This window comes from bacterium (genome assembly GCA_024224155.1).
In the GTDB taxonomy this organism is placed as follows: domain Bacteria; phylum Acidobacteriota; class Thermoanaerobaculia; order Multivoradales; family JAHEKO01; genus CALZIK01.
Window position 1 is genome coordinate 1 of sequence record JAAENP010000556.1, and the last position, 20866, is coordinate 20866.

General features: G+C 64.0%; 15 protein-coding genes. 3 read left to right on the forward strand and 12 right to left on the reverse strand.

All coding sequences use genetic code 11. From position 1 onward, the window contains the following. On the forward strand, window positions 1-689 hold a 689-nt coding region (locus GY769_25505; GenBank protein MCP4205281.1), incomplete at its 5' end, for a hypothetical protein. Between the two features lie 10 nt (window positions 690-699). Here the strand turns inward: GY769_25505 and GY769_25510 are convergent. From GY769_25510 to GY769_25560, 11 genes are all read right to left on the reverse strand, one after another. Continuing rightward, window positions 700-2856: a hypothetical protein gene (locus GY769_25510; GenBank protein ID MCP4205282.1), complete on the reverse strand. Its 2157-nt coding sequence runs from the start codon at window positions 2854-2856 to the stop codon at window positions 700-702. After that, the gene (locus GY769_25515) at window positions 2853-3764 is read right to left on the reverse strand and encodes a hypothetical protein (GenBank protein ID MCP4205283.1); all 912 of its coding nucleotides are present in this window, start codon (window positions 3762-3764) and stop codon (window positions 2853-2855) included. Before GY769_25515 ends, GY769_25510 begins: the two co-directional genes overlap by 4 nt. Next, window positions 3761-5014 (reverse strand): hypothetical protein, encoded by a 1254-nt coding sequence (locus GY769_25520; protein MCP4205284.1) that lies wholly within the window; start codon window positions 5012-5014, stop codon window positions 3761-3763. The genes GY769_25515 and GY769_25520 overlap by 4 nt, the downstream gene beginning before the upstream one ends. Then, window positions 5011-6975: a hypothetical protein gene (locus GY769_25525; protein ID MCP4205285.1), complete on the reverse strand. Its 1965-nt coding sequence runs from the start codon at window positions 6973-6975 to the stop codon at window positions 5011-5013. Before GY769_25525 ends, GY769_25520 begins: the two co-directional genes overlap by 4 nt. Continuing rightward, the gene (locus tag GY769_25530; GenBank protein MCP4205286.1) at window positions 6941-8665 is read right to left on the reverse strand and encodes a hypothetical protein; all 1725 of its coding nucleotides are present in this window, start codon (window positions 8663-8665) and stop codon (window positions 6941-6943) included. The genes GY769_25525 and GY769_25530 overlap by 35 nt, the downstream gene beginning before the upstream one ends. Beyond that, window positions 8662-9723 (reverse strand): hypothetical protein, encoded by a 1062-nt coding sequence (locus tag GY769_25535; protein ID MCP4205287.1) that lies wholly within the window; start codon window positions 9721-9723, stop codon window positions 8662-8664. Before GY769_25535 ends, GY769_25530 begins: the two co-directional genes overlap by 4 nt. Window positions 9724-9755: 32 nt before the next feature. Continuing rightward, a complete protein-coding gene (locus tag GY769_25540; protein MCP4205288.1) occupies window positions 9756-10334 on the reverse strand; it encodes a hypothetical protein in 579 nt (192 codons plus the stop codon). 15 nt (window positions 10335-10349) lie between these two features. After that, a complete protein-coding gene (locus GY769_25545; protein ID MCP4205289.1) occupies window positions 10350-12422 on the reverse strand; it encodes a hypothetical protein in 2073 nt (690 codons plus the stop codon). A 249-nt stretch (window positions 12423-12671) separates the two neighbouring features. Beyond that, entirely contained in the window at window positions 12672-13727 is a 1056-nt protein-coding gene (locus GY769_25550) for a hypothetical protein (protein MCP4205290.1), read from the reverse strand. Window positions 13728-14098: 371 nt separating this feature from the next. Further along, on the reverse strand, window positions 14099-14521 hold the full coding sequence (locus GY769_25555; GenBank protein ID MCP4205291.1) for a response regulator: 423 nt from the start codon (window positions 14519-14521) through the stop codon (window positions 14099-14101). A 111-nt stretch (window positions 14522-14632) separates the two neighbouring features. Then, on the reverse strand, window positions 14633-16483 hold the full coding sequence (locus GY769_25560) for a hypothetical protein (GenBank protein MCP4205292.1): 1851 nt from the start codon (window positions 16481-16483) through the stop codon (window positions 14633-14635). Between the two features lie 127 nt (window positions 16484-16610). On the opposite strand from GY769_25560, the gene GY769_25565 reads away from it, so the two are divergent. Both GY769_25565 and GY769_25570 read left to right on the forward strand, forming a co-directional pair. Next, window positions 16611-18242, forward strand: a complete 1632-nt coding sequence (locus tag GY769_25565; protein MCP4205293.1) for a hypothetical protein — start codon at window positions 16611-16613, stop codon at window positions 18240-18242. Next, complete coding sequence (locus GY769_25570) at window positions 18239-20044, forward strand: tetratricopeptide repeat protein (GenBank protein ID MCP4205294.1); 1806 nt, start codon at window positions 18239-18241, stop codon at window positions 20042-20044. Before GY769_25565 ends, GY769_25570 begins: the two co-directional genes overlap by 4 nt. A 108-nt stretch (window positions 20045-20152) precedes the next feature. On the opposite strand, the gene GY769_25575 is transcribed toward GY769_25570, so the two are convergent. Then, the coding region (locus GY769_25575; GenBank protein ID MCP4205295.1) for a sigma-54-dependent Fis family transcriptional regulator at window positions 20153-20866 on the reverse strand (714 nt) is incomplete at its 5' end.

Genomic DNA, 20866 nt, shown 5'->3' on the forward strand with positions numbered 1-20866 from the left:
CGGGGCACAGCATCGTGGTGCCGGGATACGGCCTCCTCCCCGATTCGCGCCACGCCTTCTCACCGGGAGGCAGCTTCCCGGCATCCGAGCTCGGCTGCACGAGCTGCCACGACCCCCATGGCAACGCGAGTTTTCGTATGTTGCACGGCGAAGGCTCCGTCGCGCCGGGAACGCCCCCGTTTACCCGTCCGGCGCCGACGGCTGAGGGGCTCGATCTTCTGACCGGCTCCGAATCGAACAGCAACCACACCGCCTATCAGGCTGGCATGAGCGAGTGGTGCGCCAACTGCCACGGACGCTACCACGACCAGTCCGGCAATTTTTTCGACCACCCCGTCGACGAGAACCTGGAGACGGAGGTTGTGACCCAGTACAACCAATACAACGGCGATGATGATCCAATCGGCGGATTTCAGGCGACAGCCTATCTCGCGGCCGTACCGTTCGAGGACACGACTAACACCATCACCTCCACCTTCGGACCTTCAGCCGGCAGCCGGTTGATGTGTCTGACTTGCCACCGCGCCCATGCCTCCTCGGCACCGGCCGCTGGGAGATGGGATTTCAATGTCACGCTGCTTCAGGAGGACGGCCTTGCTTCCGGCTCCTACCCCATTCCCGATCCCTATCTGAGCCCCAACCAGGGTACCCTCTGCGCAAAATGCCATGAGGGCGGGCCGCCGAGCTGACCCCGCCGCACTAGTAGACCGAATCTACCCGCTCGACGATGATCTTCCAGCTCCCCTCCTCGGGAGCCAACAAGAGAGTCTTGCGGACCTTGTCGGCGAATCGATCCGACCGATAGGTCTGATCGAATGCCACGCGCGCCTGATAGTCGTTGAGCACTTCGACTTCGAAGTCATCGACCAGCACTTCGATGCTCCGGGGCCGAGTCAGCCGTATGCGTCTGACCGCTTCCCAGTCTGAACGCGACAGGCCATCCGGTGGCCGGAAGGCGGCACCGTAGTGCCCGAGGTAATCGTCGACTCGTTGGCCGGCCCAGGCGACGGCCCAGGCGCGCACCGCGGCTTCGATGGCGGCCGCTCGGTCTTCCGCTCCTTCCGTAGCGGCGGGGGCAACTTCGTCGGCCTCGTTCGCCCCTAGCTCTGCCTGCTCGGTCGGGGCCTCGACCCGCTCTGCCGGCACCTCGGCAAGCTCCTGCGGAACCGCCGATTCGGCGCCCGCTTCGCTCTCTGCCAGAGCTCGCCGAGCCGACTCGAGCTCGGCAAACAGCTCCCGCTGCCGCACGATCAGCGCTGAGTTCTCCTCACGCACGCTCTCGAGCTCGGTCAGCAGCTCCTTCTGCCTCGCAGTCAGCTCGTCCTGGAGCGCGATCAGCTCTTCGTTTCGGGCATTCGCGTCCTCCAGATTCGCCGCGACCGCCTCTCGCTCCGCCGTGATCACCTTGACCTCGATTCGGCTCTCCAGGAGACCGGCCTCGAGCGAGCTGACCATCATCTCGGCTCGCTCCCGATACTCCTCCGTCTTCGATCGGGTCGACTCGATCTCCGCCTCGAGCTCGCGTTGGCGCCTCTCGAGGGCTTCGATCTCCGTCAGCAGCGTCGTGCCGGTTTCGCCGGCCGAAACTAGTGCAGCCACGGTCTCGGCCAACGCCTTCGTGTTAGCCATCTGCGACGCCCGGGCCTCTTCCAGGCGAACCGTCAGCGCTTCCACGACGAGGGCGTGCCAGCGCTCTAGCTCCTGAAGCTCGGTGCGGGTCACATCCAAGGCAGCCTGAACTTCCTGCTGGCTTCTCTCCAGCGCGCCGAATTCCTTCCTTTGGGCCACGTTCGCGTCCTCGAGCTCCGTCAGCTGCCGTTCGAGACCTGCCCGAGCCTCGTCCGACCGTCCGGGGCCCAAAAGACCGTCTCTCGGAACCAGTTGAATCGCCTCGAGAAGCGGAGGCGCCGTAGCCAGGGCACGGAAGACCTGCACCCGCCCCTCGAAGCCTTGGCTGACGTAGATGTTCCCAGAGTCATCGAGGCTGAGATCGCCCGGCTGATAGAGCGCGCCGGGCACATTGCCAAAGCCGGAGAACTCGGCCAAGCACTTGCCGTTCTCCGGATCCCAGCGCATGAACAAGGCTCGCTGCTTGTCGAGAACCAGGAGCTTGCCGTCCGCGTCCAGTGCTGCGGCCACGGGGAACGCCATCTGACAGGCCGCAGTCCCCTTGATGCCGATCTTCCCCTTGGATTTGCCCTCAGGATCGAACAGCCAGATCTTGGATCTGGTCGGCATAGCCACAAGCACCGCTTCGCCGTAGGCGTCCACGTGACCAAGCCGCTGCTCCTGCACTTCCTCTGGCGTCAGATCGGCCGCCAGGTCAACCGAGGAGGCCACCACGCCGCTCCGACCGGCAATCCAGAGACGCTGGTTTGCTTGGTCGAGGGCATACAGTGTGTCTCCGGAGGAAGACAGTGCGATCGAAACCAGTTCCGGCTCAAAAGTCCTCTCGGGCAGGCCCTTCAAAGGTAGATGCTCGAGGATCTTGCCATCGAAGTCCATCCTGACAACACCTCGCCGCCCACCCGATAGAGCCAGTACAAAAAGAAAGCCGCGATCATCGACGGCCACATCGATCGGTGAGCGAAACTCCGAACCGCCGGTGATCTGATATCTGAAGAAGCCCCGGTGATCGAATATCAGGATTCGGTGGTTGAAGGTATCGCTGACGAAGAGCTCGCCGGTGTGGTTGTCCGCGTGCACGGCTCGCGGCTGCAAGAACTCGTCCCCTCGGGTCGGCGGCTCGACCTTGCGGACAAACGGGGTTCCCTGATGAACCTGCGCTGCGACCGAGCCAACGACGGCGAGCACCCAGGCGGCCACAACCCAGCCGGCTCGAGCGCCGATCTTCACCGATTGGAGTCCTCTTCTATCGCGCGAAAGATCTGAATCCTCCCGTTGCCCTGATCGGCAACGGCTAACCGGCCGTCGGGTAAAGTCGAGATTCCCCGAGGAAAGCGCAGAAGCCCGGGCACCCAACCACGGCGTGAGCCCTGCCCGGCTACGCTTCCGCCGCGGTCGAGAACCACCAGTCGCGCATTGTGGCGGTCCACCACAACAACACTGCCGTCCGGCCTCACCGTCAAGCCCGACGGCCATGCCGCAACGGGTGGCATCCCCGGCACTGGCCACCGGTGCCTCAGATCACCACTGGGCGCGTACCTTCGAACCTCCGCGGGTTGGGTGCCGGTGGTAAAGAACCCTCCGTCGGCGGCCGCCGCGAGTGCAGTCACATCTTCGCCAATCGCAACCTCGAGTCGCAACGCACCGGCGGAGTCGAGCGACAGAACCCGCCGGCCAGCCGCATCCCAAACGAGGAGACCGCCGGCGGGATGTGCACTCAACGACCCTGGAACGCTTCCCTTCGGCAGCGGCAGCTTGCGAAGCCTGAGCTCCGCTCCCTCGGCAGCCACGATCCCAGCTCCTTGGCGCAACGAGACGACATACCGGCCGGCGTCGAATACCAGATCCTGTGGTGTGCCGGGAAGTCCTACGGCCCTGACGACCTCCCATCCTTCCAGCTCGTCGTTCCTGAGCAGAACCAGGCGGGAACCGAAGGCATCGGCGACGACCAGCTCGTTCACCGACGCCGCGGCCACCGCCACCGGCCATCTCAAGTGAACTTCATCGGAGCCCCGTATTTCCTCCTGCCAGGCCAGAACCGAAGGAATCCTCTGCGCCTGTACCGGCTGGACGCCCAGCGCCGTCGCCACCAGCGCAGCGACCAGAACCCAGATCCGACAGCATCTGTGTGGAGTCATCTGGAGCCTCCGGCCTTGACCTGGTGACAACCGACGCACAACTCCCGTTCGCCGGCACGGTGGAGATACTTTTCGTGCGGAGCATCGTGGATTCCGTGACACGACAGACAGTCCATCGGCTGTCCGGTCCGCGGGTCTTCTGAGCTCTCTCCCATCGGGTGCGCCACGCTGTGCTCATGGGAGTGGCACCCTCCGCAGAGGCTCAGCGGAGGTTCGCTCAGAAGAAGCGGCATCCCGGAGCCATGAGCTCTGTGGCAAACCCCGCACGATATCTCGTCGGCGTGAGTGAGGTAGCGCCCCTCGGCACCCGACGACGCCCCCCCGGGGTCATGGCAGTCCGCGCACAGCTCTTTGTGGGGTTTCTCGAGGAGACTCAGCGTCGAGCCGGTGTGGGCGTTGTGACATTCGGTACAGCGCCCGCCTCCGGCCGGCACGTGGGGAAAGGGGGCCTCCCGAGCCGCCGTGACCTGGTCTTCGTGACAGCCTCCGCACAGTAGAGCCTGAGATTCCAGGAGGCGAAACGGCTGTTTCGAATCGGCGGTGTCATGACAGGTACGACATTCGCCCTCGGCGAAGGGAAAGTGCAGCGTCTCGCGGAACAGGCCGGGCTCAGTCGACGCGTGAGGATCATGACACTGCTTGCAGTCAGCTCGCTCAACCGGATACCCGCCGTGCTTGGTCTTGAAAGTGGCGTTCACGGGGTGACACTTCGCACAGAGTTGACCACCGGGTTTCTTGGACAGGCCCTCAAACCCGGCCGCGTGCGGCTCGTGGCACATCGAGCACCGGCCTTCGGCAAAGGGCTTGTGGCGAACTGGCTTGTCGCTCCAGCTTTCGACCTCCGTATGGCACTGCTGGCAGAGGTCACTCCCCGAATCCGAAAGCAGCGCTTTGTTGGCCCCACCATGGGGAACGTGACAGTCGCCGCAGCGCCCTTCGGCCACCGGCCGGTGGACCACCGGCAGCGCCAGGGCCTCTACCACATCCGCGTGACACTCGGCGCACAGAATCGCCGGCTGGGCGAGCAGGAGCCGAGGGTTCCGTGATGCGTGCGGATTGTGACAGGCGGAACACTCGCCGTCCTGTGCCGGCGGATGGGCGACCGACGCCGCCATCTCCTCGGCCACCTCATCGTGGCAGAACAGGCAAAGCTCCTTTTGATCGATGGCCTTCGGATCCGACGCCGCAAAGGCCCAACCGGCCAGCACCAGGAACAAGGACGCTCCCCAACCGAGCTTGGCTCCGGTCATCGCTCACCCCCCTCGGCTTCTTCGTGGCAGGTAGAACAGTCTCCCTCGGCAAAGGGCGGATGCAGCTCCGGAAGTAGCATCCCGGCGCTCGCCGAGGCGTGCGGGTCGTGGCAAGAGCTGCAAGCGAGACTGTCGGGAGCGAGCTCCAAGTGCTTGTCGGCGAAACCCGCGGAATCGCCGTCATGGCAGTCCAGACAGGTCGCCGCGACCGGTGACAGCAACAGGGCCGGGTTCCGAGTCGCGTGCGGACCATGGCAGGTCAGACAACCGTCGTCGGGCTCGGCCGGCATGTGGGCGGCCTCCGATGTGAGCTCCGCTTCGATCTCAACATGACAGCTTGTGCACAGGAGCCTCGCCTGCACCTTGAGAAAGGGGGCAACTCCGCTGGCATGGGGTTGGTGGCAAGCCGTGCACTCACCACTTGCCGCCGGCTCGTGGGAGGAGCCGCCCAAAGGCTCTGCGACCTCGACGTCGTGGCAGTTGCCGCACAAGGAGCCAACCGGCTCGGAGAGCAATCCGGCGTTCTCCGAGGCGTGTGGCACATGGCAGGTGTCGCACTCCCCCGCCTCGAAGGGCAGGTGCATCGGCAGTCCCGCCAGGGAATCAATCGCTCCCTGATGGCACTGCCGGCACAGCGCTTCGCCGTTTGCCTTGAGGAGTCCGGCTGCTCCCGCATGCGGCTGGTGGCAGGAGGAGCATTCTCCGACCGCCGCCGGCGAATGAACGACCGGGAGTCCGGACCGGGTCCCGATTCCGGGATGGCACTCGCCACAGAGATCCTCTTGGCCGGCCGCCAGGAGAGCTTCCCGACCGCTTCCATGGGGATCATGACAGTCCACACAATCTCCCGCAGCGGGAGCATGGACAATCTCAGCCCCGGAGGTCTCCGGGTCTTCGTGACAGTCGACACAAAGCGCCCGCGAGTCGGCGATCAGCAGACCGGCTGTGTTCGTGCTGTGTCCACCGTGGCAAACGGTGCACTCCTCCGTCGCCGCGTGCGCCAGGGGCGAAGCCACCGACTCCGCAACGCTGTCGTGGCAGCTGCCGCAGAGCTCTCTTTCGCCCGCCAGCAGAAGCGGAGAATGGTCCGAGGTGTGAGGGTCATGGCAATCCAGGCACGCTCCTTCGGCGGCCGGGGAGTGAACCGAGCCGCCTGCCGGGGCCTCGGCCGCGTCATGGCAGTCGAGACAAATTTCCGCCCCGTTCTCCGGCCTCGCGGCCGGGCTTTCGGCGTGACAGGTGCCGCAGTCGAGATCGGGGTGAACCGAGGCTCTCATCAGCCCCGCGCGGGCGGCGGCATGCGGCGGATGGCAGGAGGAGCAGTCGGATCCGGCGACTGAAAAATCGGTGTGCCCGGGCGCGAAGCCACTGTTGCCGCCCTCGTGACACGAGGCGCAAAGCTCCCCTTGCGGCATCTTGAGTAGAGCCTCGACGGCGCCTCCGTGCGGTTGGTGGCAGGTGGAGCAGTCTCGTGCGAAAGGCTCGTGCTCCACTCGCCCGGAAAACTCGGAACCCTCGTGGCAAGTCCGACATAGCTCCTTCTGCGGCGCTTTGAGAAGCGCGGTGTGGTCGGATCCGTGGGCAGCATGGCAGGTCGAGCATTGCCCGGCGTCCGGGTGAACGTGTGCCGCTTCCAGCCCGAGCGAGGCCGCTTCGTGGCAATCGAAACACAATTGCGGCTCGTCCTTCTGCAGACGCAGCGCGCCTACCAAGCCGTGCGGCCGATGGCACGTCGTACAGTCGCCCGCACTGAACGGCGCGTGGCTCCTCTCGACGTCGCCACCGACTCTCTCGTGACACTCGACGCATCTGCCACCCTTTTGGAAGCGAGCGCCCTTCTTGAGCTGCGCCTCGGCGGCCGACGGCGTGCCGAACAGAATCACGAGAGAACAACCAGCCAGCCCCGCGACCAGTCGTGCTGGCCACCTACTGATGCCTGTCACCACTCTCTTCCCCACCATGTGATTCGTCCTCGACCGAGCCCTCGACACTCAAGCTCGCTAGCAGTTCGTCATCGATCTCTATCGTAGAGCGGTTGCGAAGGGTAGACATGAACCGGTCCAGCGCCTGGCCAAACTTCTCTGCGAACACCTTCTCTCGAATGTTGCCGGAGATCTCCTCGAAGGGATAGACCCCCTGGTCCTCCCGGCCGGTCACCTTGGTCACCACGAAGACGTCACCGATCCGCATCGGCTCGAGGACTTCGCCGATCTGCGCCTCGAAAAGTTGGGCGTGAAAGCCTTCCACACCTGGCTGCGGGACGACCCAACCTCGATCTCCCCCCTTGTCCCGATAATCGTCCACCGAATGCCGTTCGGCGAGCCAGGCCAGGTCACCTCCTTTGCGCAGCGATTCTTCCAGCCGCTTCGACTCTTCCATCGAACCGACGCTGATCTGTCCCAGTCGAACCCGAGGCGGCCGATGGAGTTCTTCCCTGTGCTCCTCGTAGTAGGAACGCATCTCTTCCTCACTGACCGTGATACCGGCTGCCACGACCTCCTTGAGAAACGGGGAGATGAGCTGCTGGGTCTCGTAGGCGTGCACGGCCCTCTCGACTTCCGGCAACTGAGCGTAGCCCCGGGCCAGAGCCTCGGCCGTGAGCAGCCTCTCCTCGATCACCTTCTGCAGGATGATCGGCGCCGCCGCCGTGGCGGCCTCCAAGTTCCGCACCCTCTTCCAACGAACCAGCAGAGCCTGCCCGTACTCCGAGGCGAGGATCTTCTCCTTGTCGCCGATTCGCACGACCACGCTCTCCGGGTTCGGGGTTTTCGGTATCAGTCGTCCATCGGGAAGTCGCTCGGGCTCGATCTCGGCCACCGCCTCTTCATCGATCCGGACTGCGTGTTTCGCCTTCAGCTCCGGCGCCAAGACGGATCGCCGCGCCGCCGCCTTCCGCTGGCTGACCAGGGCCTCGAGGCGGCCCTGCAACGCTGAGAACCGCTCCGGGTCCGCCTTTTCGAAAGAGTCGACCCGGACCACCGACCATCCGAGATCGGTTCGCACCGGCCCGGCCGTCACCCCGGGGTCGAGGGAAAACACCAAGTCGCCGATCTCTCGCTGTAGATCGATTCGCGGGATGTTCTCGACAAGGCCACCTCGAAGCCGATACGGATCAACCGACCTCTGCATCGCCAGCTCAACGAGGTCGGCGCCCGCCCGCAGCTCGCCGAGAAGCTCCTCGGCCCCCTTTTGTTCATACGCGGTCACAACCCTGAAGGTCACACGCCGGTACTGCTCCTCGAAAACCTGACGAACCTCTTCATCGGTCGGGCGAGCGTACTCGGCAACCTCAAGCCGCTCCAGATGTTTCCGCGCAAGATCCCTGCGAAACGCCTCGACCTTGCGGCGTATCGCGGCCTCCCGGTCCATCTCCAGAGCTCGTGCCTCCTGACCCAGCAGGACATCGTTGACCATCTGGAACAACAGACTGTCAAGGCTGAAACCCGATCGCTGGCCTTCGGCGGCAGCTCCATGGATCCGGCCCAGACGCTTCTCGACATCGGCCGCAAGGATGGGCTCTCCGTTCACCGTTGCCAAGACCGCGGGGGGACGCTCAGCCTCGGCCCGTTCAGTACGTTCACTGGCCTGAGATCCCTCCGCCAACAGCAAGACACCGAGAAGGAGGACAAGTAGGTTGGGGTTTCGACTCATGATCTCCCCTCATTGCGATTCACAGCGGATTCCTCGGCTTCCTCCACCAAAACCCTCATGATCTCCTCCAGCAACTCGCCGGATGAATACACTCGTCCGGCCCCGAAGAGTCGCTGTCGGTCCCATCCACTTCGATCGCTGCCACCGATCCACACGATCTCGTTGTCCGCGGTCTCGAGCAACCGCGCGGCGAAGGCCACGCGGGGCTCGGGCTGGGATCCGTGGCCACGCTCGAAGGTCTCCACCGTTCCGGTGAAGATCCAATCGGCACCGGTCTGCTCGCGCAAAGCGGTGCCGGTGGCATCATCCACCTCGCCCCGCCAGACGCGCCCCATTCTCCGCTGAACCTCCTCCACTAGACCCGGGAAGACCAACGTGACCCCTCTCCGTTGCAGCGCGGCCAGAGCGGCGCGAGTCACGGTCTCGGCCGCGCCCGACGAATCGCTGTCCGTCACCGCATTGAACGGTATGACCGCGACTTTGCCACGAAAGGCCGTCGCGGACGCCGATGGCGTGGCGCCCGGGCCGAGCCCCTTGTCAGGACCGGACAGCAAGCGCCCTGCAACGCGCTGCGAGACCCTCTCCGCCAGTTCCGTAACGCTGTCGATGCCGCCCAGTCCAAGCCATGGCAGCCCTTCCGAACCGCTCGCCGCCGCGAAATCGACCCAGCCGAGGTTGCGGCTACCTCTTCTATAGACGCTGGCAGAGAGGGCCAACCGGGGCATTCCACGATCGCTGGCCTCGTGGAGAATAGGCGCAAGAAGCCAGTCGACGCCGAGCTCGTGCGCCAGTTGCTCCAACTCCCGGGGAGCGGCGCGATCCAGATCACGAATCCTCAGGTGTCGAAGAAACACACGCAGCTGCTCGGCATCCAGAACCTCACCCCTTCCCTGCAGATTGCTCCGCATCCGCTCGGCGAAGATCTCGGCGACAGATGGACTTCCGGTTCGATCCTGCACCGGAAGTAGCAGTCCCGGACCTTGAGGCAACTGCCCTCGCCCAACGACAGGCACCAGGACCAAGAAGATCAATCCGGCGACGCTTCGCTTCCAGACCATTGGTACCATCGCTGACCGGCCGAAACCGATCCTCATTGCACCAGAGTTTGGAGAATCGCCTGCACGCATCGGCGAGTTGTTTGAGAGATCGGCTCAGCGCCCGTGCCGAGAAGCCTCGCCGAGAGTCCACCACCCTTCTCGGTATGCGTCGCCGCCCATACAGTGGCACCGGTTTCAGTCTCCACCATGTGTACATCGAGCGTGACGGCCGGTATCAGGAGCGACCCGGCTCGTATGGCCTCCGATTGGTTGACGCTGCCCAGGACTACGGCCTGCACTCCGAGAGTCTTGCCGAGTTCCAGAATCTGCTCGGTGCCCGGGGTCGTGCCGCTTCCACCGATCCGGTCGAGCGCCGCCTGGACCTGCCCCGGCTCGACGACGTCGATGGCACCGGAGGCTAGCAACTCGGTGATCAGGAGCCGAGTCGCCCTCACACCGGCTTGTCTATCTCGCGAGTGGTTCTCGAGCGGCAGCACCGCGACCGTCTCGACGAAGGCAAAATCGAAGTTGGGATTGGCGAACTGCGTGGGGCGCAGGGCGCCCGCGCAGGCAAGAACACCCAGCAAGGGCAACAGACAAACGAACCAATTCCAATCTCGCAGCTTCCACATCGTTGTCCCCTTCCCTCAGAAGAAAAGATTCATGCCGATTCTCGCCGTCCGAATCTCGCTGCGCGCGACCCCTACCTGCTCAAACTCCGAGCGCGAAAGGGAGAGCCACAGTTTAGCCCACCGGTTGGGCTGATAGCTGATGCCGGCGCTCTCTCCACTGGTCCGCCGGATCGTCTCGGTTTCGATGTCCTGGTATGACAGAGAGGCAGATAGCCTGCGGCCGGGCGACCAGGAGATTCCGTAGCGCTGGCTCAGAGTCTCTTGACGATCGTCGTCGGCGAACCCCCACTGGCCTTGAAAGGTAAGAAACGGCGTCGCCGCCCAGCTCGTGCGCAGATCGGCGTTGGTCCGCCGCGTCAGGAGGAAATCGCCGGTCGAATCGTAGCTTATATAGCTGAAAGAACCTCCCAATACCCAGCGATCGGTAGGTCGGCTCTCCAGGGCTTCCGTCCACTGCCAGTTGGACTGCTCGAAGCCCGAAAAAGGGTCATCGGTCCGGCTGAACGTGACACTCGACGTTAACCTCAGGTCCGGAAGTAGCTCCGTCAAGGCGCTCAACCGGAGAGTGTCACTCGACCGGATCAGCTCCTTGTCGTCTCGCTCCTTGCGGCTCGAAGCCACCAGCGTGACATCCACGCTCGGCAGCGGCTCCCACTCGAGCTGGGCCGAGATGTTCTCTTGCTGACTCTCGACTGCCGGCTCGAGATTCTCGGCAACGTCGGTGTAGTCGTACCCGAAGCGCAACGTCAGCTCTTCGCTGGCTTCGAAACGTAACCCCGCTCGGTAGCTCCGCTCCTCGAGATCGCGACTGAACAGGCCACCGGCGAGGTCTTCCTCGTTGCGGAGGCTGACATTGAGTATTGCGTTGACTTTCTCGCTGGCGTCATAGCTGGCGTTGAAGGTCCCGCGGTAGCTCGTCGACTTTCCCTCGGTTCGCCCGATGCTCTCGACGTCCTCCAGGGCTCGAATCTCGGTCACAGCGGTTTGCGTCCGGCTGTTGACCGACACGTTGACCGCCTTGAAGAAGCGGTTGGTCGTCGCAGGAATAACCAGGGTATAGCGCAACAGGGCCTCGTCGTACTCGAGTCGAGTCACCGGCACTGCGATCCAGTTGAGGTTGTCCGGGCCGTGGAACGCTTCCCACACGAGGTCAACCGCCGAAGGCGCATCGACGGTCACTTCGATCCGAGTCACGGCTCGAGTGATCCCCAGGTCGACCCCGATATTGCGGAACGTATTGGCGCCACCGATCTCGATACGCGGCAGGACCGCCGAGGTGAGGTCCCCGTCCACCAAGCCAGGAGCACTGTCGAGCTCGCCGACCTCCGGTGAGGTGTCGATGGCGAAGAGGCCCTGCCGGATCGGTACCGGACGGACCAGATCACCTCCGGTCGGCAGACTCTGGACCTGTTCCACTCGGCTGCCCAGAATATCCGCGGACAGGAGCAGACGATCACCCCAGAGCCGCTGGCCGTAGTCCAACTGCGCTTCGTGCCGATCTTGATCAAAGCGCAAAGACGTCAGCTTATTCTCCACGGAGGAGCTAAGTATGGAGTACCGGCCGCCCCAATGTTCGCGATCAAAAACCGTGGTGAAATCATAGCGTGTGCTGTCGGTGTCGCGACCGAAGATCGCGCTGTCGGCAACGTTGGAATCCTCTTGAACCTCGAAGATGGTCCGAAGACTGTTCAGTGGCCGCCACTCCAGTCGACCGAGGGCCGAACGGATGTCGAGATTCTGGGCCTCGTTCGAGCTGCGAATGTCCCGTTCGAGAATCGAAAATCGCGCCGAGAGCTCCGGACGCTCATAGGTCAACTCGAAGCGCGGCTCGTCGCTGCTGCGCTCGATGGTCTCAGCGGCTTCCAGCTGGCTACGAAAATCGGTACGCCGGTAGGACAGGGAAAGCCGTAACCACTCCGAGATCGTCTGAGTGATCTCCAACCGGTATTTCTGGTCGAGCTGATCGCTCTCCTCGCTGTCGACCTCCACCGGGCCTCCCCACAAGCGAGCGCTGCCGCTGAGATCCGCTGCCCGCACTCCCGACGGCACACTCAGGAGAATCGCAATCAGGATACTCGTCGTCCGCATGATCCACAATCGAGTTCTTTCCATTGGGCCGCTCACTTGTCCCATCGAGGTGAGGCGAGACTCCGGTGCCCACGCCCTTCCACTTTGAATCCGAGGCCATTATCCGACACCTGCCGACGCTCGGGCGAGAGCCTTCATTGGCGGACAACAAAAACGCCCGGAACAGGTTCCTGCTCCGGGCGATCGAAGACCGATGAACTGGGAGAGTTGTCGATAGTGAGTCAGCTCCCAGAGCCGATCAGATCTCCTCTAGAACGGATTCAGGTCGCCGGCGTCCTTGTTGTGGCACTTGTTGCACAGCGACCGCTGGTTGAGGTTGGTGTAGGGATCCGGAATCGCATACGACCCCGATTCGACGCCGTCCTCATGCAGGAAGGTGACACTGAAATCCCAGCGGCCTGCATCCGGCGCCGATGAGGCGTGCGCGCGGTGGCAGGTGATGCAGCTCACCTGACTCGTACCCGACGGACCGGCCGTGGAGGTGACGGTGTTGGCCCCATCCTCGAACGGCACCGCCGCCAGGTAAGCGGTCGCCTGGACCCCACCGAGCTGGTCCACTGTACCGTTGTAGAGATTGTAGGTGGTAGCGATGCCGCTCAGGGCCTGCCCCGAGGGGTGAATCAGCTGAGTGCTGTTGTCGTGGAAGGTCCCGTGGCCGTTGCCACACCAGGCGCTCATGCCGCCCTGGTATGCGGTGTGGTTGTCGTTCGCCTCGGTGCCAAAGAAGATGCTGAGGCCCGCGGCAGTTGGAGCCGGATTCGTAAAGACAACGAGGCCGTCCTGAACCGATTGGGTACCATTCAGCAGCCGGAACCACTGGTTGCCGTGCGGATCGTGGCAGCTCGTGCAGCCGAGTTGACTCGCCGGGAAGGTACCGCCGGGAGCCGATGTAAGCGTGGCGTCAGCGCTGATCCCGTGGCCCTCGGCGACCACGTTGTGACCCGCAGCATCGCCGGTGATCGGATGGTTGGCACCGTCGTGCCCGTCGTTGAGGTTGGTTTCCAGCAGGAAGATGAAGTTGCCGCTGCCCTTCTCCGGTGCCGGGTTCAACACGTCGACGGCAAACACCGCACCAAGGCCGGTGGCATGGCAGCCCAGGCACATGTCGCTCGGGCTGGCGTCGCGAAGCAGCCAGTCGTTGCCGTCCGGGCTATCGGGATCGACGAGTACCCCGTCTTCACTGTTGTGCATCGTATGACAGCCGTTGCAGTGGGCGACGCCCGCATCGTGGAACGCCAGTGCCGGAGCGGCCCACAGGACGACGATCGCCGCGGCCACCATCAGTAGCAAGCGTGTCGTTCTCATTTTTGGTTCTCCTTTTCTGTTCAACGGGTTGAACGGATTAATCGTCGATCGTTACCTCGCAACGCGAGCCTGTCAGAGCAAAGGAAGTGCCACGCCCTCGGCTGGCAGCCCTGGCCTCTGAACAAGGTGCGTCAGGGTACTCAGAGATCCGAGAGAGGCCCTTGATTCACCGCTTCTTTTCACTGATTCCGGGTAATCCGGCGGATAGTCCAGGGGGGCGGCGTGTTGCCCAGCGGAGGCGCCAACGCCCGAGCGGATCCAGACTGCGGAATATTCCCCACTTGGCTGCCCAAACTGCGGGAAATCGCACAGCTCGTGCCGCCTCCATTCCTCTCCTCGGATTCTCTTGCTTTGAAAGGCAGAAGGGCGGTCTACTGGTCTCGCCGGCGCCGCGTCGCCGAAGTTTCCGGCGAGATCTCGAGATCCTTGGCGTCGGCGTCGAAGTGGAACAGTCGGTCTAGGGCGGTCCGCAGCTCTTCCAAACCATAGGGCTTCAGGAGAAAGGTCGCCGAGTGGTTCAGGTCGCCGATCCCGGCGTCGAGCGGCGTCTGATAGACGCAGGACTCAAAGAGCACCGGGATCTTCGGCCTGTGGTTCTTGCAGTAGGTCTTGAGCTCCTGCCACGGCAAGTCGGCCGGCCCAAGGTTGACGATCACGGCGTCCGGCGGGTTTCGTCGTAAGACCTCCATGGCTTCGTCGAAGCTGCCCACCTCCTCGACCTCGACATTCGCCGGCGAGAGACGCCGTACCAGCGAAGCCAGAATGCGACTACCGTCCAGGATGAGATAGCGCACCAACCTACCCCCTCGAGTTGGCAAGGCTGCAAAGAAGATTCCAGCCTCCCGCCATACCGCCCCACCTTTCTTTATTGGCTGGCTATCTCTTCGAGTATGGTGGGGCTAGCGCTAGCTCCTGGCCCTCAAAATCAGGGCCAGACTGAACGAATCGCCCTGGTGCTCGACGTCGTGCACCTTGTCGATCAAGTCGTAGTTCGCCTCGATCCAGGCCATCAGCTGCACGGCGTAGTCCACCCCGATCAGCCTGAAACCGTATTCCCTCGCGCCCCGGTTGGTGAGCACGATGTAGTCCGGTGGCTGTCCGCGGAAAGCCTCCAGCATCCTGTCCTCACCGAACAGCAGGACCTCTGGCGGCATGAAGTTGATGAACGGGGTCGGGTTCTCAGTGCTGGAAAGGTAGTTGAGCATGACCCCCTCGGGGAGCACGGCCAGGGTTGCGCCCGGCTCGATCAGCACGTTCAATCGCTCCAGCACCGATCGCACGACGGGGCCCCGCCTGTCGGCCAAGAAGGCGTCGGCGCCCTCACCGACGGAGTGGATTACCGGTCGGTAGTTCGCGGTCGAGGCGCGGACGTAAGCGAAGGCCGTCGCAGCGAGCAGCCCCAGCATCGCGGCGGCAAAGAGCTTGTCGCTTCCCCCTTTGCTCCGGAGCCAAGTCGGAACCCAATCGACGAGAGCACACACTAGGACCAAGGTCGCGGGCATCGCCAACACGAAACCATAGTGATAGACACGGACGTTGAGGAAGATCTTCAGCAACAGGGTCAGCGAGAAGACGGACAGGCAGAGCGCCAGTAGCCAGCGCCTGTCGGGATCGCGGCAGCGACGCTGCCCGGCGACGATCGCCAACTGCGCGAGACAGATCAGAGCGATCACCAGCGGCAGGGGGCGGGCCAAGTTCAGCAGGTGCCTTTCGAGCCACCAACCCAGCGGCAGGGCGAGCGCGATCAGCCCAGCTCCTATGGCCGCCCACGCTGCCGGCTTCAACGGCCGGCGGAGCAACAGGGCAAGGGCGGTGAGTGGGCCGAGAAGGATCAGATAGCCTCCCGCCACCTCGAGCAGCACGTGCAGGTTCTCCAACGGACGGTCCATTCCCATCCCGGAGCGGTAGAACGGCAGGTCCAACACATCGCGGGCGAAAAGGTGGGGCCAGGTGCCGAGGGTGCCCCGCCAAGCCTGCGCCGCTCCCGCGGCGCCGCTCAGCAGGGCGAAGGCCAGAGCAGGAGGCAGCAATGCGAAGCCGATCAGGCCTCCCAGCGGCCTCAGCAGGCTCGCCGCCGGTTTCCGACGGAGCCAGATCTCGCCGATCAGCCCAAGCAACAGTGCAGGAGCCAACGCGATAAAGAACTCCGCCTTAGTCAGGAAGGTCAGGCCCAGGGCGAGCCCAATCCCCGCGACATGAATCGTCCGTCCCCGCTTGAAGTACGCAGCGAGGAGGCTCAACGCGACCAGACAGAGCAGGATCCCATGAGTCATCTCGTGCGAGTAGGGCGAGACGTAGTTGTAGTTCCCGGAGTCCCAGGAGAGCTTGGAGGTCGCGAATAGGACCACGAAGAGCAACGTTCCCGTCAACGCGCCGAGGCGGGAGGCGGCCGCCGAGAGCAGGCGGTACACAAGGAACACCGTTGCTCCGAGGAGCACCAGGTTGGCCAGGCTCAAAGCCATAAAGCTCACGCCGAACAACTTGAAAACCAGGGCGTTGAAGTACGGAGAGAGCGGCCCGTTGAAGTAGGCGATGTCTGCGTAGAGGACCTTGCCCAGGCTCAGCTGCCAGGGAACGTACAGTTCCCGGCCGAAATCGACCATCGGGTCGGGCCACTTCTTCCAGGTCAGCCCGAGCATCACGGCCAGGGTCGTGGCGATGACGGCGATATCGACCCATGTTGGAAGCCGCGCAAAGCGCTCCGCTGCGCGGTTCGCGGGTTCGGGATGGGCCATCTTGCTCACTGCTGACAGCATAGAGTGACTCGCATGCCAGATCTAGCCGGCGTTGATGGCCTTCCAGATGGTGCGGGTTAGGATTTGCTACCGCGCCTCGGGCCTGGCTGGAGTGAGCAGCAAGGACGCGTCGCAGTGGATGCAGGACATGAATGAGCTACCGATGAACTCCGTCGGCGCTCGCGGCCTAGGCCACGCCGGCGGCCGATCCCTCGCGTTGGTGGGTGTCGCAGTCGCCCTGCTTACGGTGACCCTGGCCCTGTGGATCACGCACGGCCGATCCCTGGGCCCGATCGACGATGCCTATGTCTCTCTGCGCTACGCCGTGAACTGGGCCGGCGGGGAGGGACTGAGTTTCAACCCTGGCGAGCGCGTCGAGGGCTACACGAATTTTCTCGTGGTCGCCCTGGAGGCACTCGCGATTAGGTTCGGGGCCGACGCAGAAGCGGCGATGACAACGATCGGTTGGCTCTCGTTAGCGCTGCTCTCGGTGCTGATATTTCTGTTTCTCAGAAATCGGGTGCTCTCCGGCCGCACCTTGCTGTCAGCATTGCTCGCGCTGGTCGCCTCGCTAAACCTCTCGCTGGTCTGCTGGGCCGCCTCGGGTCTGGAGGTCTGTCTTTACGCGGCGCTCCTGTTGTGGAGCCTGCACGCCGCCCTCGGCCGGCCGGAGAGCCAGCAGCCGGCATTCGTGGCGGTGCTCCTTACCCTGGCCGGCATGACCCGGCCGGAGGCGATCGTCTTCGCGCCGTTGCTGGCGGGGGTGCTTTTCGCACGCCGCCGCCGTATAGCCGATCCGCTCCGGTTCATCCTGGCCTTCGGCTTCCTGTTCGGGACCTACTTCAACGCTCGCTGGGTCTATTTCGATCAGCCGTTCCCCAACACCTTCTACGCCAAGCTGGACTACGGCAGCGGCGTCCTGGCCTTGAGGGGACTGCTCTACGTGTGGGATTTCGTCAGGGCGGTGCCGCTGCTCTGGGCCGGAGCCCTGGCCTGTCTGCTCTGGCTGCGGGGAGCACCGGCCTGGGTCGGGTCGGCGCTGTCGATGCTGGCGCTTCATACCGCGGTGGTGATCTACGAGGGCGGTGACCACTTCGCGATGTTCCGCTTCATGGCACCCGCCTTGCCCCTGCTCGGCGCACTGGTTCTGTACCCGTTGCTTCGGCTGGTCGACCCTCCGCGCCTGCCCAGTTTCGGCGTCAGGGGAGCCGCTCTGGCCGGTTGTCTACTGCTCGCCGTCTCGGGCCTGTCGATCGGCTCTCCGCGCCAGCGTGGGGACTACCTCGCGGACAGCCAACTCCAGCGCTTCGAGCTGGAGGTGTACTACGCCCGGGAGTGGTCGGCTTTGGGAATCTGGCTGCGCGACGCCGCTCCGTCCCGAGCCTCGCTGGCCACCATCGCCATCGGCGCCATCGGTTTCCACTCCGGCCTGACGCTAATCGACCCGCATGGAATCATCGATCCGGTCATCGCCCACAGCAAGGCCAAGCTGGGCCGGGATACCGCGGGGCACGAGAAATACGACGTCGGCTACGTGCTCTCACAACGACCGAGCTACATGCTGATCGGGAATCGGATCTCGCGCTCGCCGATGCCGCCCGCCGAGGTGGTTCGAACAGCCTGGGGTAGCTTCAATCAAGAGGTTCTTGGCACGCCTGAGTTCAGGGCCGCATACCGCTACCAGCCGATTCAACTAGCGCCCTGGGCCTGGCTCAACCTGCACGTGCGTCGCGACCTGCCCGCGCCGGACCCGGCCCGACGCACGGAGCCGGGCGGGTGACGCCGAAACGAAACCGGCTCGGCGCGGGGGCACTGCTCTTTTTGATTGTCCTGGGCAGCTACTGGCCGGTGACGCGTGCCGGTTTCATATGGGATGACGACGACTATGTCTCCGAGAACGACACACTGAGGGATCTCGCAGGGCTGAAGCGGATATGGTTCGAGGCCGGGGCGACCCCCCAGTACTACCCACTGGTGCACACAACCTTTTGGATCGAGTACCGATTGTGGGAGCTCGAACCGGGTGGCTTTCACCTCGTGAACGTCGCCCTGCACGCCCTGAACGTCTTGTTGCTTTGGACCGTGCTGCGACGACTCTCGGTCCCAGGGGCCTGGCTTGCCGCGGCTTTGTTCGCGGCCCATCCGGTTCATGTGGAGTCGGTGGCCTGGATCACGGAGCGCAAAAACGTCCTCTCCGGCGCATTCTATCTGCTCTCCCTGCTGACCTATCTGCGGTTCGCCAAGCTGGATAGTCCTCATCCTACGGGTCGCCGGAGGTGGGGCCTCTACCATCTAGCCCTCATACTCTTCTGCGCGGCTCTGCTCAGCAAGACCGTCACGGCCAGCCTGCCGGCTGCGATCTTGCTCCTGCTTTGGTGGAAGCGGGGTCGGCCCAACCGGCGGGATTTACTGCCCCTGGCGCCGTTCTTCGCCCTGGGCGCGGGCTTCGGTCTGGTCACGGCCTGGCTTGAGCGGACCCACGTCGGCGCCACGGGGGATCTTTGGGCCCTGACACCGGTGGAGCGTCTGCTCGTCGCCGGCAGAGCGGTCTGGTTCTACGCGGCGAAGCTAGCCTGGCCGGCGAGACTCTCCTTCAACTACGAGCGCTGGAATGTCGACTCTTCGGTCTGGTGGCAGTATCTGTACCCGCTCGCAGCCGTCCTGTTGATCGTCTTGCTCTGGCAACAGAGGGCTCGAATCGGGCGCGGTCCGCTGGTTGCCGCGCTGTTTTTCGCGGGGACGCTGGTCCCTGCGCTCGGATTCTTCAACGTCTATCCGTTCCGCTACGCCTATGTGGCCGATCACTTCCAGTACCTGGCGAGCCTCGGCCCTTATGCCGCGGTCGCCGCGCTGGCGGTAACGCTGTGCTCGAACGTGACGTCGGTGTGGAGAAAAGCCGGCACACTACTGGCCGGCATCGTGCTGGCGATTCTCGCGGCTCTGACCTGGACTCAGACACGCATCTACGGAGGGCTGGAGGTCCTCTGGCGCGACACGCTGCTCAAGAGTCCGACCAGTTGGCTGGCCAACAACAACCTGGGAAACATACACATGAGGCGCGGCGAAGTCGACCAAGCGATAACCCATTTCCACGTCGCCTTGCAAAGCAGCCCGACCTACGTGGAAACCCACATGAACATGTCGATCGCCATGACCCATCTCGGCCGCCATGCGGAGGCGATCCGTTACGCAACGCGCGCGGTGGAGCTGCGGCCGCAGAACAAGTTCCCCCACAACCGCCTCGGCACCGCCCACCTGGCCGCGGGCCATCCGCGGGAGGCGATCCTGCACCTGAGAAGGGCTCTCGAGCGCGATCCCGAGTTCCTCGAGGCCCGTACCAATCTGGCGGTAGCGATGACCCAGACCGGGAATCCCGGAGGAGCGATCATCCAATTCGAGACCATCCTCGAGCGGGATCCCGAGCGCCTGACGGCCAGGACAAATCTCGGGATCGCGTTGGCCCAGACCGGACGATTCGACGCGGCGATCGAGCACTTCGAGCAAGCGTTGCGGCTCGACCCGGACAACCCGGTCCTGCTCGAGAACCTGGCGCTGGCCCGCGCCAAGGCCTCCGGAGACTAGATCGCGGAGACTAGGAGAAGCCGTCAAGCCGGAGGGTTTTCAGGGTGACCTCCGAGTACTTCTACGCCGACAACGTTCAGATCCGGGCCGAATAGGGGGACAGCCAGGTCAGCTCAGCAGCCCGAACTTCTTCAGCCGGTAGCGCAACTGGTCTCGGGTGATGCCGAGGAGCTCCGCGGCCCGGGACTGGTTGTCGCCGGTCGCCGCCATGGCCCGCGCCACCAGATCGCGCTCCATTTCCTCGAGCCGAACAATGCCGTTGCCGGTCTGTTGCGCCGAGGGATCCGACTCCGGAGCACCGATACCGGCCTGGTCGAGGATCAGCGCCGCCGGCTGTAGCTTCGCTCCGCGCTCCAGGATCATAGCCCGCTCGATGACATTGCGCAGCTCGCGCACGTTGCCGGGCCAAGAGTAGGTCAGCAGGCGGTTCTCGGCTTCCCGTGTCAGCCCTTCGAAGTTCCGCCCGACCTTCGGCTGCAGCGTGTCCAGAAAGTGCCTAGCCAGCGGCAGAATGTCCTCGGGACGGTCGCGCAGCGGCGGCACGGTGAGCGGGAAGATGTTGAGCCGGTAGAAGAGATCCTGCCGGAACCCACCCTCCCGCACCATGGTGGCGAGATCCCTATTTGTCAGGCTGATCACGCGCACGTCGACCCGGATCTCGCGACTGCCGCCGACGCGGCGCAGCGTGCGCTCCTCGAGCACGTGAAGAAGCTTGGCCTGCAGCTCCAGCTTGAGCTCGCCGACCTCGTCCAGGACCACGGTGCCGCCATCGGCCAACTCGAAGGCACCCTTGCGGGTGCTCTTGGCATCGGTGAAGGCGCC